Here is a 14,559-nt window from a genome sequence, read left to right on the forward strand (position 1 = left end):
CCGCACCGGCCGTGGACACCCCCCACCTGCGAAAGGATCCCACCGTGTCAGCAATCGCACGGCTGTTACGGCGCCTGCGTGTCCCGACGGCCGTCGTCGCGGGCCTCCTCCTGACCGCCGGCGGCGTCGTCGGCACGGCCGCCGCGCCTGCACAGGCCGCCACCTCCATCACCCTCAACGGCACCTCCGGCGGCCGCGTCTTCGACGGCGTCGGCGCCATCAGCGGCGGAGGTGGCAACAGCAGACTCCTGATCGACTACCCCGAGCCCCAGCGCGGCCAGATCCTCGACTACCTGTTCAAGCCCGGCTACGGCGCCTCCCTCCAGATCCTCAAGGCGGAGATCGGCGGCGACACCAACTCCACCTCGGGCGCCGAGCCGAGCCACCAGCACACCCGGTCCGACCTCAACTGCGACCGGGGCTACGAGTGGTGGCTGATGGAGCAGGCCAAGGCGCGCAACCCGAACATCAAGCTGTACGGGCTCGCCTGGGGCGCGCCCGGCTGGATCGGCGGCGGCAACTTCTGGTCCACCGACATGGTCAACTACGACCTCTCGTGGCTGGGTTGTGCCAAGAAGCACGGACTCAGCATCGACTACCTCGGCGGCTGGAACGAGCGCGGCTACAACGTCTCCTGGTACCAGCAACTTCGCAGCGCCCTCAACAGCAACGGCTACGGCTCCGTCAAGATCGTCGCCGCCGACTCGGACTGGGGGGTGGCCAACGACGTCAACTCCAACGCGTCGTTCGCCTCCGCGGTGAGCGCCATCGGCACGCACTACCCCTGCGGCTACCGGTCGGCCCAGTCCGACTGCTCGGTGCCGGCGGCGGCCCTGTCGTCCGGCAAGCCCCTGTGGGCGAGCGAGAACGGCTCGGACGACTACAACGGGGGAGCGCAGGCCGTGGCCCGCGGCATCAACCGCGGGTACATCGACGGACGGATGACCGCCTACCTCAACTGGCCGGTGGTCGCCGCCCTCACCCCCAACCTGCCGTACCCGACGATGGGTCTCGCCCTGGCCGCGCAGCCGTGGTCCGGCGCCTACTCGATCGGCAAGAACGCCTGGGTGATGGCGCACACCAGCCAGTTCACCGCCCCGGGATGGCGGTATCTCGACTCCTCCAGCGGCTACATCGGCGGCAACCGCGCCAACGGAAGCTACGTGTCGCTCAAGTCCCCCAACAACTCCGACTGGTCCACGGTCGTCGAGACGATGGACGCCGGCGGCGACCAGACGCTGAACTTCAGTGTCACCGGCGGGCTGTCCACCGGAACCGTGCACGTCTGGTCCACCGACGTCAGGTCCGGCAACACGGCCGACCACTTCGTGCACGCCACCGACATCACCCCGTCCGGCGGCACCTTCAGCCTGACCGTGCGGCCCGGCCACCTCTACACCCTGACCACCACGACCGGGCAGGGCAAGGGCACCGCCACCGGTCCGGCCAAGGCCTCACTGAAGCTGCCGTACAGCGACTCCTTCGACGGCAACGCCACCGGCACCGAGGCGAAGTACCTCATGGACTGGCAGGGCGCCTTCGAGGCGGTGGGCTGCGGCGGCGGCCGCAGCGGCATGTGCGTGCGCCAGATGAGCCCGCAGAAGCCGATCACCTGGGACACGCTGACCGATCCGCACGCCCTGCTCGGCGACGTGGGCTGGGGCAACTACACGGTCTCCTCGGACGTACTGCTCGAACAGTCCGGCTACGTCGAGCTGATCGGCCGTGCGGGCGGGCACGACTACGACCGCACCGGCGGGCAGAACGCCTACCGCCTCAGGGTGAGCGACACCGGGGCCTGGTCGATCCTGAACTCGAACACCAACGGCACCGTCACCACCCTGGCCCGCGGCACCACCGCCGCGCTGGGCACCAACCGCTGGCACACCCTGGGCCTCACCTTCTCCGGCACCACGATCACCGCGGTCGTCGACGGTGCCACGGTCGGTTCCGCGAACGACGGCACCTGGGCGACCGGGCAGATCGGCTACGGGACCAGCCAGGGCGAGACGGCTCAGTTCGACAACCTGTCCATCACCCCCGGCAGCGGTGGAAACGACGGCGGCACCACCGGAGCGATCGTGGGGACCGCCTCCGGCCGGTGCGTGGACGTGCCGAACCAGTCGCACACGGCCGGCACCCAGGTGGCGCTGTGGGACTGCAACGGCGGCAGCAACCAGCAGTGGACGAACACCTCGGCCGGTGAGCTGCGGGTCTACGGCAGCGCCTGCCTGGACGCGGCCGGACAGGGCACCACCCCCGGCACCAAGGTGACCATCTGGGACTGCAACGGCGGCGCCAACCAGAAGTGGACGCTCCGCACCGACGGCACCCTCACCGGCGTCCAGTCCGGTCTCTGCCTGGACGCCACCGGCGCCGGAACGGCCAACGGCACCCCGCTCCAGCTGTCCACCTGCAACGGCGGCAGCAGCCAGAAGTGGACGCGCGACTGATCCCGTGACCGGCGGGCGGGCTTCCCGAGCCCGCCCGATCCTTCCGAAAGGCCCCACATGACTTCCTCCCCCCTGCCGCTCAGCCGACGCCGGCTGCTGGCGGCGGCCGGTGCCGCGACAGCCGTCGGCCGGCTGCGGTTCGCGCCGGACGCCGCCGCGACCGAGGGCCCGCAGAGCTACACCCCGAGCTGGTCCTCCGTGGACCAGCACCCCCCGGCGCCCGCCTGGTTCCAGGACGCCAAGTTCGGCATCTACTACCACTGGGGTGCCTTCAGCGTTCCGGCGTTCGGCAACGAGTGGTACCCGCGCAACATGTACATCGGCGGCTCGGCCGAGAACAACCACCACAAGGCCACCTACGGCGACCCCTCGGCCTGGCCCTACAACAACTTCATCGACGGCGCCCGTGACAAGGCGGGCAACTTCGTCCAGTTCGCCCCCAAGCTCGCCTCCCAGGGCGGCAGCTTCGACCCGGACGCCTGGGCGCGGCTGTTCAAGGCCGCGGGCGCCCGCTTCGCCGGGCCGGTCGCCGAACACCACGACGGCTTCTCCATGTGGAACAGCCGCTCCAACCCGTGGAACTCGGTGCAGCACGGCCCCAGGCTCGACCTGGTGGGGCTGCACGCCCAGGCCATCCGCGGGCAGGGGCTGAAGTTCATGGCCTCCCTGCACCACGCCTACCACTTCAACGGCTACTACGACCATGTGCCGTCCCAGTCGGACCCGACGCTGCGCATCCTCTACGGCCAGCAGGGCTCGGCGGCGGAGAACAAGCTCTGGTACGACAAGCTGGCCGAGGTCGTCGACGGCTACCAACCGGACCTGCTGTGGCAGGACTTCGCCCTCAACCAGGTGCAGGAGTCCTACCGGCTCCAGTTCCTCGCGCACTACTACAACCAGGCGGTCGCGTGGAACAAGGACGTGGCAGCGACCTACAAGGACGGCTTCAACAACAAGGGTGAGGTCTTCGACTTCGAGCGGGGCGGCCCAGCCGGGCTGCTCACCCCCTACTGGCTGACCGACGACAGCATCTCCTCCTCCAGCTGGTGCTACACGGTCGGCATCGGCTACTACTCGACGCAGGCCCTGCTCCACTCCCTGATCGACCGGGTCAGCAAGGGCGGGAGCATGCTGCTGAACATCGCCCCGATGGCCGACGGCACCATCCCCTCGGGACAGCAGTCCATCCTGCTCGCCATGGGCGACTGGCTGGGCCGCTTCGGAGAGGCGGTCTACTCCACCCGCTCCTGGGCCAGTTACGGCGAGGGCCCCACCAAGATGGGCGGGGGTTCGTTCAGCGGACCGGTGGCGGGCAAACCGCAGGACGTCCGGTTCACCCGCAGCAAGGACAACAAGGTGCTCTACGCCACCGCCCTCGGCTGGCAGGGCGGCACCCTGACCATCGCGACGCTGAACTCCAACCAGATCAACCTCAGCAGCCTGACGCGCGCCCAACTGCTGAACAACACCGCCGGCACCTACATCGACCTGCCCGCACCCGTCCAGGACGCCTCCGGCCTGCACCTCACCATGCCCTCGTCCAACGCGCCGTTCAGCGCACTGGCGTACACGGTCAAGCTCACCTTCTCCGGCGAGATACCGGTCCTGGGCGCGCCGGGCGGCTCCACGACCTGGGTCAGGATCGCCAACGTGACCAGCGGACTGGTGCTCGACAGCGGCGGCAGCGTGGCCTCCGGCTCCAACCTCAAGCAGTGGAACTACGACGGCAGCACCAACCTCCAGTGGCAGCTGGTCGACCTCGGCAACGGCTACTACCGGATCATGAACCGCACCAACGGCATGGCCGCCGACAGCTGGGGCAACACCGCCAACGGCGCTCCCGCCCGCCAGGAGGCCTGGAACGGCGGCAACAACCAGCAGTGGTCACTCACCAGCCTCGGCAACAACCGCTACCAGATCGTCAACCGCGGCACCGGCACCGCCCTCGACGGCAGCGGCAGCACCACGGCCGGTTCGACCACGGTGCTGTGGACGCCGAACTCCAGCACCAACAACCAATGGACCATCACCCCCGTCTGAGCACGGGTGCTCCCTGTCACTCCTCTGACCACGGAAGAAGGAGAGCATGAAACGCACACCGCTCTTGATGCCCCTGGTGGCCGCGCTGCTTCTCGTCCTGGCGGCCGCGGGCACGTCGTTCAGCAGCGGCCCCGGCGCACCCGCGTCGGTGACGAGGACCGCCGCGGCCAGCACCGGCTGTGGCAAGCCCGCGGCGCTGGCCAGCGGAAACCACACGATCCAGAGCGGGGGCCAGAACCGCAGTTACATCCTGCGGGTCCCCGCCGGCTACGACAGCAACCGCCCCTACCGGCTGATCTTCGGCTTCCACTGGCGGGGCGGCACCGCGAACGACGTCGACTCAGGCGGAACGGACGGGTACAACTGGTCCTACTACGGCCTCAGGCGCCTGGCGGACGCCGCGAACAACGGCACGATCTTCGTCGCCCCCCAGGGCAACGGCAACGGCTGGGCCAACCCCGGAGGCCAGGACGTGGCCTTCGTCGACGCCATGGTCAACCAGATCGAAGCGGGCCTGTGCGTCGACACCACCCAGTTGTTCGCCGGCGGGTTCAGCTACGGCGGCGGCATGTCGTACGCCCTCGCCTGCTCCCGGGCCACGGTCTTCCGCGCGGTCGCGGTCTACTCCGGCGCCAACCTCAGCGGGTGCAACGGCGGCAACCAGCCCATCGCCTACATGGGACTGCACGGGCTCAGGGACAACGTGCTGCCCATCCAGTCGGGACGAGACCTGCGCGACACCTTCGTCCGGACGAACGGCTGCACCCCGCAGAACCCGCCCGAGCCGGCCTACGGGAGCCTGACGCACATCATCACCACCTACTCAGGATGCAGGTCCGGATACCCCGTCGTCTGGGCCGCGTTCGACGGAGCGGGCCACGACCCCGGCCCCATCGACGGTTCCACAGGTGACGGCTGGCGCACCTGGACGTCGGCGGCGGTGTGGCAGTTCTTCACCCAGTTCGGCTCGGGCACGACACCGCCGCCGGACCCGCAGCCGTCCGGCAACCAGAAGATCGTCGGCCAGCAGTCCGGACGCTGCCTCGACATCAACAACTTCACCACCACCAACGGCACGCAGGCCCAACTGTGGGACTGCAACGGCGGCACCAACCAGCGGTGGACCTACAGCACCGGAAAGCAGCTGGTGATCTACGGCAACAAGTGCCTCGGCGTGGGCCAGGGGGCGGGCAACGGCACGCCGGCGGCGATCTGGGACTGCAACGGCCAGGCGGACCAGCAGTGGAACATCAACCCCGACGGCACGATCACCGCGGCGCAGTCGGGGCTCTGCCTGGACGCCAACGGCCAAGCAACCGCCAACGGCACGAAGATCCAGCTCTGGAGCTGCTCCGGCGGCACGAACCAGCGCTGGCGCCTGGAGAACTGATCACGGGGCCAGGCACGATCCATGCGTGCCTGGCCCCGCAGCCGAATCCGAACCGGGTCGCAACGGGGGACCGGCCAGGGCGCCTTCTCGCGCCGGGTTGGTCCGCTCCCGGTCCGGATCTTGGTCCGTGATCTGTGATGTTGGCCTGCGAGTCCGGCGGCACGACATGGCACATGAGTAAGTCCGCGGTCGGTGACCCGCTTGTGATCGCTCCTGACTCGTGAAGACCCCCCTCGGCTTCCGTCGGCTTAATCCGTGCGGGGCCGCGTAGACGGGGGTCTGATACGACGACTGCTTGTGGTGCGGCGGCTTCGCCACGGTGTTTGGCTGCCCGGATAGGGTTTCAGCGGGTCGAGTCCGGCCGCGCGCATGGTTTCTCCGGCCTTGGGCGCGTTCGTGGCGGCGTGATTCGCCTGGGTCTCGTTCGTGTTGGTTGAGACGAGCGGTGTAGCCGGCGCAGGCACCGCAACGGCTTCTCCAGGCAGCCGACTTCAGGCTCTGGAAGAACCCAAGTGGCCGACTGGGCCGCGAGGACGGCACGGCTTCACCCCGATGTCCCCCCTCGGTTGCCGCCTCCGGGGTGCCGGCCAGGCCTGAGCATCTGGCTCACGGCCAGTTCGCGGTAAAGGCCGCAGTCGGCCAGTAACTCCTCGTGGCGTCCGCCGGCGGCGGTGCGGCCGTCCCGCAGCACGACGATGTGGTCGGCGTGTTGCACGGTGGACAGGCGGTGCGCGATGACCAGCAAAGCGCACTCCTGGGCGACGTCCTTCATGACGGCGGTGAGCGCCGATTCATTGATCGCGTCGAGGTGGGAGGTGGGTTCGTCCAGCAGGAGCAGCGTGGGGCGGGCCAGCAACGCGCGGGCGAGGGCGACACGTTGCCGTTCGCCGCCGGAGAGGGTGCCGCCGCGTTCACCGATGACGGCGGTCAGCCCGCCGGGCAGCCGGTCGACGACTTCTTCGAGCCGGGCCAGTTCCACGACGCGCCGGATCTCCGCTTCCGGGGCGTCGGGCACGGCGTAGGCGATGTTGTCGCGCAGGGTGCCATGGACGACGTGCGCGTTCTGGTCGACGACGGCTATGCGTCGGCGGCATGCGGCACGGGTGAGTTCGGTCGCGGGCCGCCCGTCGAAGAGCACGTGGCCCGCGTCCGGCTCGTAGAACCTCGCCACCAGGGCGAACAACGTGCTCTTGCCGGCTCCCGACGGGCCCACCAGGGCGACGTGCTGCCGGTGGGCGACGGTGAGTGAGGCGCCACGCAGGACCGGCCGGTCCGGGTCGAAGCCGAAGCGGACGTCGCGCAGGGCGAGGACGGGCTGCTCTGGGGTGTCGGACGGTCTGGCCGGCGGGGGTGTGCGGACGGGGGCTCTTGGGATGCGCGGTGCGGTGGGTTCGACGGGCAGACGGAGTGTCTGGTCGATGCGCTGGTAGGCGCCCATCCCGCGTTGGACGAGGCCCATGGCATGGAAGACGGAGGACAGCGGCAGCACGAGGTACGAGGCGTACAGCAGGAAGGCGACGAGGTCGCCGAGGGAACCGGCGTGCCCGTTGACACGAAGGCTGCCGACGACCAGGACGATGAGGAAGGAGCCCTGGACGGCCAGTTCGACAGCGGGGCTCATGACAGAGGCGATCTTCGCGGTGCGTACCCCCGCGCCGTAGGCCGTCTCGACACGTGCGCCGATGCCTGCCGCCTCGCGCTCCTCGGCGCAGTGCACGCGGACCATCGGCAGGGCACCGAGGGCGCGTTCAAGGTCTGCGGCGATGGCACCGACCGAGTCCTGCATCTGTTCGGACGCGCTTCGGATGCGCGTGAGCAGCGAGGCGACGACCAGGGCCGCCGCGGCCACGGTGACGGCGACCATGAGCAGCAGCAGGGGGTCCAGCCACGCCATGAGGACGAGCGCCCCCGCGGCGACAAGGCTTCCCGTCACCAGATCGACGAGGGCCTGCGACACGACCTCCCGGAGCAAGGTGGTGTCGGCCGTCACCCGAGAGATGAGGTCGCCGCCCCGTTGGCGGTCGTACTCCCTCATCTCCAGCCGGAGCAGCCGCCCCACCAGCCCGTGCCGGAGCTGCCGTACGACACGTTCGCCCATCCGCTCCAGGAGAAAGCGCCCGGCGGCTCCCGTCGCCGCTTCGGTGACGAACAGCGCGCCAAGGATCGCCAGCAGCGGCCAGATGGCCTGTCCACGGCCGCTCGCGTCCACGACCTGTCTGGCGACGAGCGGCTGGGCCAGACCCAGGGCGGAGCCCACGAGGGTCAGCACCGTGGCGACGGCGACGGCGCTCCGGTGCCCGGCGGTGAGCCGGTACATCGTGGCCACCGCCGTCCGGGTGGATTTGTCCCCCTCGGTGACCCGGGCCCGGCCGCCGTTCGCGACCGTCGTGCCGGTCATCGGTCCGTCGGTCGGGGCTGCGGGGCGACGGCCACCAGCCGGGCGAAGTAGCCCTCCGGCACACCCTCGCCGACGGGACTGCCTTCCGCCTCGATCCAGGCGTGCGCGGTGAAGGGCGGGACGACGCGTACGCCGGTGCACCAGGTCGGCCACGTTCCGCCGAGCCGACACAGCAGTGCCGCCCCCAGAGAGCGCGGCAGGCACCCCTTCGGTCCGGCGCAGCGCAGGCTGGCGGCGCACATGGCGTCGCGCGCGTTCTGGGCCTGCTCCGTGCCGGCCGGCGCGGCACCGCGCCGCAGGATGCCGAGTACGGTGCGGATGCTGCGGGGTGGCAGGAGGGCGAGGGCGACGGCGGGGAGCAGGACGAGGCGGGCGGCCAGGCGTCGGGCCAGGGGAACACCGGTGGGTCGTTGCAGTGCGCTGGGCGTCGTCATGAGGCTAGCCCCGAGTTCCGCAGCTCCCGTACGAGCGTCTCGACGTCCTGCATGGCCTGCGCCTGGTCGATGTCGAACTCCCGGACCAGGGCGGCGGCCGCGTCCGACTCCTCGCCGCCGTCGAGCAGCGTCCGCACGACCAGGGTGGCGGTCGGATTCAACTCCCAGTAGGCGCCGACCCGTTCGTCCAGCAGCACCGTGCCGTAGTCGGTCTCGGCCGTGGAGACGTCGTCGCCGAACCGCAGGGGCATGTGGGGGCCTTTCTGACGTGGGGATGTGGTCAGGGATGGGGGACATGGGCGCCGCTGCGGGCGAGTCCCCGCAGCCACACCTCGGCGGCGATCGTGGAGTAGAGGATGGCGTCGGACAGGCCCGGGGAGGCGGGCCGCCGGGCGAGGCGGCGGAGTTCCGCGCCGTTCACCAGGCCCAGCTCCTCCAGTCGCGAGTTCTCCCACAGTTCCAGCAGGTCGGCGCGGTGTTCCCGCAGCCCGTTGGAGGCGTCCATGGAGGCCGTGGCCTTGTTGGCCCGCCGCAGACATGTCTCGGGCACGATCCCGCGCATCGCGGCGCTCAGGACGGGCTTGTACGCCCAGGGCGTGACGCGCTCGCTCGGACGTACGGCGAGACACGCCTCGATGACGCGGTCGTCGAGGAAGGGCGAGGCCATCGGCAGACCGGCGCGGGCCGCCATCCGGTCCCACTGCCGGATGACGCGGGAGCATGAGCGGATCTGTTCCAGGTCGGTGTGCAGACCACGGTCCGGATGCAGTGGCGAGGCCGTCGCCGCCGTGAGCAGGGCCCGGCGGGCCATCCGTTCGGCGTCGGGCGTCACCCAGTCGAACAGGCGCGGGGTCATGCCCCAGCCGAGACCCGTCGCGACGGACGGCGGCAGTGGGTCGCGCAGGTGTTCGGCGGAGTCGGCGAGCCACTTCCCGTACGGCCGGGAGTCGGCGAGAGCGCGGGCCGTGCCGGCGAGCGGCCACTGCCACAGTGCCCGGAACCCTCGCAACTGCCGTACGGCGAACAGCGGGCGGGTGCGCAGCAGCCGGTGGTAGTAGGCCTCGGAGCACCATGCCACGTGATCGCCGCCGATGCCGGTCAGATGCAACCGGCTGCCGCGTGCGGCGAGGCCCGGCAGATGGTGCAGGACCCGGGAGCGGTCCATGACGCCGATGGTGGGCTCGTCGAGGAGGTCGTCGATGGCGAGCAGGTCCTCGTAGACCAGGGGCGATGCGTCGGCGTCCCAGACCACCTGCTCGACGTCCGGGAGGTGGCCCATCGCCTGTTCGGCCCAGTACAGGTCGGTGTCCGCCGGATCGCGTCCCGGCCAGGTACTGGCCACCACACGGGCCGGGGAGCGGTCCGCGAGGAAGCAGACGGAGGTCGAGTCCAGGCCGCCGGAGAGATCGCAGCTGACCACGCCGCCCTGCCGGGTACGGGCGTCAACGGCTTCCTCCAGTGCCTTGCGGATCAGAGGCGCTGCTTCGGCGAGCGGCCGGACCGGCTCCGGCGGCGTCCACCAGCGGGTGTGCCGCACGGTGCGCCCGTCCGCGGTGACGACCATGGCGTCCTGCGGAGGAACGGCGGTGACCGGACGCCACAGGGACGTCTCGAACAGCGGATACGGGGCGGGCCACAGCAGCCTCACGGCCAGCTCTTCCACGTCGGGGTCGACGCCCAGGAGGGCGGCGAGCGTGTCGGCACGGGTGGCAGCCACCCGCACGCCATTGATCTCCGCGTGGAAGACGAGTCGCAGCCCGGAGGCGGTGCCCTGCATCCTGATCTGTCCGTCGAGGGCGCCGACGAGGTGGAAGCTGCCGGGAAGGGACCGGGCCAGATCGTCGAGCTCCGCGAGATCGCGCAACCGTGCGACCCGGCGGCGCAGTTCGCCGGCTTCGACGGGGCAGCAGCCGACGACGGCCACGGCGGCGCCGCGGGCGGTCGCCGTGACCATGTCGTCGGCGTGCCATTGGCCGACCAGCCAGGGCCGGCCCGACGCATGCGCGACGATTCGGCTTCCGGGGCGGGCGAAGGAGCGGGCCACGGCGGCCGCGTCCTCGTGGTCGGTGAAGACCGCGAAGTGCGCGTCGCCGGGGCCCGTCCCCGCACTTTCGTGCAGTTCAGTCATGACGTCGAGTCAAGGACCGTCGATCCGTCAGTTCTTGCTCAGGATCAGCCGGTCGTTGCCGGAGCGCTGAAGGAGCCCCGTTTCCTTCCGGAAGGTGCCGAGCCGGACGAGCGTCGGTGCCTCGTATGCCTTCTTCATGACTACTCCTCACGTGCAGGTTTCCCGACCACCTCCCTGAGCGACGGCCCCGGGACTGCCCGGCGTGCTGTCGGTCTGCCCAAGGCTCATCGGGAACCCGGGCCAGGAAGTGGGCGCAGCACCTAGCTAGCTCCAGACCCTGAGCCCAGGGCAAGAGCGTTTTCGAAGCTCAGTTAATATGGAGAATTTGAACTCCTCGGAGTGCGCGCCCACTGTCCAGGATTGCTTTTTGCACGGCATTGTTTCGAGCGTCGGGTATGCGCTTGTTCAAAGAAGCGTTTTGACTTGAGTCCCGGCAGATGCCTGCCGTTCCCCTCGGAGTGCGCCCGACGGCGGTCACGGGCAGCGCCGCCGGGCGCACTCTTGGCTCCTGGCCGTGCGACGCTTCCCTTGGCTCCACCATCCGGTGAGCCGGTGGCGCGGCGTCCGCACGACGCCTGACCGGCGCCACGTCCCGGTCCCGATCACGCTCGCGTCACCGGGGTCGGCCAAGCGGACTTCGAGTACGTCCGGGACAACGACCTTTTCCTCACCCACGCACCGGTCACTCCGCGGATCGACCGCTCAGAGGTCCGCGGAGCAGTAGGACGCGTTCCCCCGTGGCGGTGTTCGCGGTGCCCGTGGAGAAGCCGGGGCTGCGCCTGATCAGCCGCCGGCCCTACGACGACGGCACCCGCAACACCTTCGACCAGCCGCTCTCCGCCCATTTCGAGGAGGCGGGCTCCCTGGTGGTGTCCGTCGAGGTGCTGGTGCCGTGGGGCCGGGTCTTCCTGCACGGGGAAGGCGGACCTGGCCAACGCCATGCACCTCGAGACCAACCTGCGCCGGCACAGCCGGCACCAGACCGGAGCACGGGCGCCTGAGCGGGACCTTGGCCCGGAAATGCGCCGGAACGGCTGGTCAGAGCGGGGATACGGGTGGGGGATATCGGAAGTGAGGGCGCTTTGAACGCGGTGATGACGGCGTGCATCGCCCCCGGTTCGGCGGTGGTCGGTGCACTCGCGGGCGGTGCGGTCGCAGGATGGCTCACACTGGCGGCCGTCCGGTGACCGGCGCAGAGCACGCTCGACGTCGCGGTCCGGCAGGCGGATGCGGCCTGGCAGATGGGACGCCGGCAAGCGGATGCCGCATGGGAGGCCGGACGGTTGCAGGCCGATGCCCAACTCGACGTGGCCCGACAGACGCTGACCGCCCAGCACCTCGCCTCGGCGCGAGGTGCGCCGGGCCGCCTATGCCACCTTCCTCACAGCCACCGACGTCGGCCACCAGCGTCGCATCGAATGGCAGCGAGCCTCGGGCACCTCCAGGGCGGTCGGCTGCCGCGACCGCTACCGCGCAGCCCCGAGTACTGACACCGAGGCACTCGCCCTCGTCCGGCTCGCAGGTGCGTCGAGCGGCAGGTCGGCACCCGGCAGGCTGTGAGCCTGGTGGCCAGGTCGCAGACTGCAAGCAGGGGGGCAGCACTGGGGTGCGCTGGGAGACCTACAGGCCGTGCTCGGCCTGTAGGTGGGTAAGACCGCGCTTATGGCAAGCCTGTACGACCACAGGCGCGTTTCTCTCTTTGGGGCGTTCACGCGGTGGCCGAAGCCGCGGTGGGGATGGAGCACAAGGCCTCGCGGAGGAGGCCCCCAGTACGCTGCTCTGCCCGCCGACCGCAACGAGAAAGGCGTGACGATGCCTGAGGATGCCGCCGAGGGAAGTGGTCCGCGACAGGACGTGATGCAGGAGCGGCAGATCGGTGAAGCGTGGCAGCGGATCGAGACGTGGCTTGGCCGCCACGCTCCCGCGACACATGCCGCGCTCAGGCCGGGCGCGTCGGAGGGTGCGGTGCATCCTTGCAGACCGGAAAGGTTTCCGAGGTGAACGTGGGTCAGAGTCAGCCGATGCGATGACCGCGTAGAGGGCCTGGTGGCTGTGGCGTCGCCGCTGCGGCAGGCTGAGGAAGAAGCTGGCGGCCCGTAGACTGGGGATGCCCAGCTCGGGTTGCCTGGAGCGCAACGACATCTCCAGGCAACCGACTTCAGGCTCTAGAAGAAGCCCAACTTCTTCGGCGAGTACGACACCAGAAGATTCTTCGTCTGCTGGTAGTGCTCCAGCATCATCTTGTGCGTCTCCCGCCCGATCCCCGACTGCTTGTACCCGCCGAACGCGGCGTGCGCTGGGTACGCGTGGTAGCAGTTGGTCCACACGCGGCCCGCCTGGATCGCGCGGCCCGCGCGGTACGCCGTGTTGATGTCCCGGGTCCACACGCCCGCGCCGAGCCCGTACAGCGTGTCGTTGGCGATCTTCAGGGCGTCGTCGAAGTCGGCGAAGGACGTCACCGAGACGACCGGGCCGAAGATCTCCTCCTGGAAGATCCGCATGCGGTTGTCGCCCTCGAAGATCGTCGGCTGGACGTAGTAGCCGCCCTTCAGCTCGCCGTCGTACTCGATGCGTTCGCCGCCGGTGAGCACACGCGCCCCCTCCTGCCGGCCGACGTCCAGGTAGGAGAGGATCTTCTCCAGCTGGTCGTTGGAGGCCTGGGCGCCGATCATCGTGTCGGTGTCGAGGGGATGTCCCGGCTTGATGAGTTCGGTGCGGGCGACGGCGGCCTCGAGGAACTCGGAGTAGTGGCCGGACTGGATCAGCGCCCGCGACGGACAGGTGCAGACCTCGCCCTGGTTGAGGGCGAACATCGTGAACCCTTCGAGCGCCTTGTCCCGGAAGTCGTCGTCCCGCGCCCAGACGTCGTCGAAGAAGATGTTCGGTGACTTGCCGCCGAGTTCCAGGGTGACCGGCTTGATGTTCTCGGAGGCGTACTGCATGATCAGCCGCCCCGTCGTGGTCTCGCCGGTGAAGGCCACCTTCGCCACCCGCGGGCTCGACGCGAGCGGCTTGCCGGCCTCCACACCGAAGCCGTTGACGATGTTCAACACGCCCGGCGGCAGCAGGTCCGCGATCAGGCTCATCCAGTAGTGGATGGAGGCCGGGGTCTGCTCGGCGGGCTTGATGACGACCGCGTTGCCCGCCGCGAGGGCGGGGGCCAGCTTCCACGTCGCCATCAGGATCGGGAAGTTCCACGGGATGATCTGCGCGACGACGCCGAGCGGCTCGTGGAAGTGGTACGCCACCGTGTCGTCGTCGACCTCGCCCAGCGACCCCTCCTGGGCCCGGATCGCCCCGGCGAAGTAGCGGAAGTGGTCGATGGCCAACGGGATGTCGGCCGCCAGCGTCTCCCGGACCGGCTTGCCGTTCTCCCAGCTCTCGGCGACGGCGAGCTTCTCCAGGTTCGCCTCCATCCGGTCGGCGATCTTGAGGAGGATGTCGGAGCGTTCGGTCACCGAGGTCCGGCCCCAGCCCGGCGCGGCGGCGTGCGCGGCGTCCAGCGCCCGTTCCACGTCCTCCGCGGTACCCCGCGCGACCTCGGTGAACGGCTGCCCGTTCACCGGAGACGGGTTCTCGAAGTACTGCCCGCGCGCCGGCGGCACGTACTCGCCACCGATGAAGTGGTCGTAGCGCGCCTGGTAGGAGACGATCGCGCCCTCGGTGCCGGGTGCCGCGTAACGGGTCATGCTGGCCAGCCTCCTTCAGCAGCGCCG

At 69.9% G+C, this 14,559-nt stretch carries 10 protein-coding genes; 4 read left to right on the forward strand and 6 right to left on the reverse strand.

Annotation, left to right across the window (positions count from 1 at the left end):
- Window positions 1–44 precede the first annotated feature (44 nt).
- From IF54_RS0109745 to IF54_RS0109755, 3 genes are all read left to right on the forward strand, one after another.
- Entirely contained in the window at window positions 45–2,453 is a 2,409-nt protein-coding gene (locus IF54_RS0109745) for a ricin-type beta-trefoil lectin domain protein (protein ID WP_030316601.1), read from the forward strand.
- A gap of 57 nt (window positions 2,454–2,510) precedes the next feature.
- Window positions 2,511–4,493 carry an alpha-L-fucosidase gene (locus IF54_RS0109750; RefSeq protein WP_030316604.1) on the forward strand — a complete coding sequence of 661 codons (1,983 nt, stop codon included), beginning with the start codon at window positions 2,511–2,513 and terminating at the stop codon, window positions 4,491–4,493.
- A 67-nt stretch (window positions 4,494–4,560) separates the two neighbouring features.
- Window positions 4,561–5,883 carry a ricin-type beta-trefoil lectin domain protein gene (locus IF54_RS0109755; protein ID WP_030316606.1) on the forward strand — a complete coding sequence of 441 codons (1,323 nt, stop codon included), beginning with the start codon at window positions 4,561–4,563 and terminating at the stop codon, window positions 5,881–5,883.
- A 544-nt stretch (window positions 5,884–6,427) separates the two neighbouring features.
- Here the strand turns inward: IF54_RS0109755 and IF54_RS0109760 are convergent.
- From IF54_RS0109760 to IF54_RS42060, 5 genes are read right to left on the reverse strand one after another with little or no spacing between them, the layout of a single operon-like run.
- Window positions 6,428–8,281 (reverse strand): ABC transporter ATP-binding protein, encoded by a 1,854-nt coding sequence (locus IF54_RS0109760; RefSeq protein WP_051735374.1) that lies wholly within the window; start codon window positions 8,279–8,281, stop codon window positions 6,428–6,430.
- Entirely contained in the window at window positions 8,278–8,715 is a 438-nt protein-coding gene (locus tag IF54_RS0109765; protein ID WP_030316612.1) for a lasso peptide biosynthesis B2 protein, read from the reverse strand. Before IF54_RS0109765 ends, IF54_RS0109760 begins: the two co-directional genes overlap by 4 nt.
- Complete coding sequence (locus IF54_RS0109770; protein WP_030316616.1) at window positions 8,712–8,966, reverse strand: lasso peptide biosynthesis PqqD family chaperone; 255 nt, start codon at window positions 8,964–8,966, stop codon at window positions 8,712–8,714. Before IF54_RS0109770 ends, IF54_RS0109765 begins: the two co-directional genes overlap by 4 nt.
- Before the next feature lie 29 nt (window positions 8,967–8,995).
- Window positions 8,996–10,843, reverse strand: a complete 1,848-nt coding sequence (locus IF54_RS0109775; RefSeq protein WP_030316618.1) for a lasso peptide isopeptide bond-forming cyclase — start codon at window positions 10,841–10,843, stop codon at window positions 8,996–8,998.
- A gap of 27 nt (window positions 10,844–10,870) precedes the next feature.
- Window positions 10,871–10,981 carry a keywimysin-related RiPP gene (locus IF54_RS42060; protein ID WP_107047813.1) on the reverse strand — a complete coding sequence of 37 codons (111 nt, stop codon included), beginning with the start codon at window positions 10,979–10,981 and terminating at the stop codon, window positions 10,871–10,873.
- Window positions 10,982–11,580: 599 nt separating this feature from the next.
- Between IF54_RS42060 and IF54_RS42695 the strand changes: the two genes are divergently transcribed.
- Window positions 11,581–11,844 carry a 4-hydroxyphenylacetate 3-hydroxylase N-terminal domain-containing protein gene (locus IF54_RS42695; protein ID WP_030316620.1) on the forward strand — a complete coding sequence of 88 codons (264 nt, stop codon included), beginning with the start codon at window positions 11,581–11,583 and terminating at the stop codon, window positions 11,842–11,844.
- Between the two features lie 1,164 nt (window positions 11,845–13,008).
- On the opposite strand, the gene adh is transcribed toward IF54_RS42695, so the two are convergent.
- The gene (gene adh, locus IF54_RS0109795) at window positions 13,009–14,532 is read right to left on the reverse strand and encodes an aldehyde dehydrogenase (RefSeq protein ID WP_030316623.1); all 1,524 of its coding nucleotides are present in this window, start codon (window positions 14,530–14,532) and stop codon (window positions 13,009–13,011) included.
- Between the last annotated feature and the right edge of the window lie 27 nt (window positions 14,533–14,559).

It is taken from the genome of Streptomyces sp. NRRL B-3229 (genome assembly GCF_000719505.1).
Classification (GTDB): Bacteria; Actinomycetota; Actinomycetes; order Streptomycetales; family Streptomycetaceae; genus Streptomyces; species Streptomyces griseorubiginosus.

Coding starts and splice junctions, on each gene's coding strand:
- IF54_RS0109750 (WP_030316604.1), top strand. CDS start 2,511: ATGACTTCCTCCCCCCTGCCGCTCAGCCGACGCCGGCTGCTGGCGGCG.
- IF54_RS0109755 (WP_030316606.1), top strand. CDS start 4,561: ATGCCCCTGGTGGCCGCGCTGCTTCTCGTCCTGGCGGCCGCGGGCACG.
- IF54_RS0109760 (WP_051735374.1), bottom strand. CDS start 8,281: ATGACCGGCACGACGGTCGCGAACGGCGGCCGGGCCCGGGTCACCGAG.
- IF54_RS0109765 (WP_030316612.1), bottom strand. CDS start 8,715: ATGACGACGCCCAGCGCACTGCAACGACCCACCGGTGTTCCCCTGGCC.
- IF54_RS0109770 (WP_030316616.1), bottom strand. CDS start 8,966: ATGCCCCTGCGGTTCGGCGACGACGTCTCCACGGCCGAGACCGACTAC.
- IF54_RS0109775 (WP_030316618.1), bottom strand. CDS start 10,843: ATGACTGAACTGCACGAAAGTGCGGGGACGGGCCCCGGCGACGCGCAC.
- IF54_RS42060 (WP_107047813.1), bottom strand. CDS start 10,981: ATGAAGAAGGCATACGAGGCACCGACGCTCGTCCGGCTCGGCACCTTC.
- adh (WP_030316623.1), bottom strand. CDS start 14,532: ATGACCCGTTACGCGGCACCCGGCACCGAGGGCGCGATCGTCTCCTAC.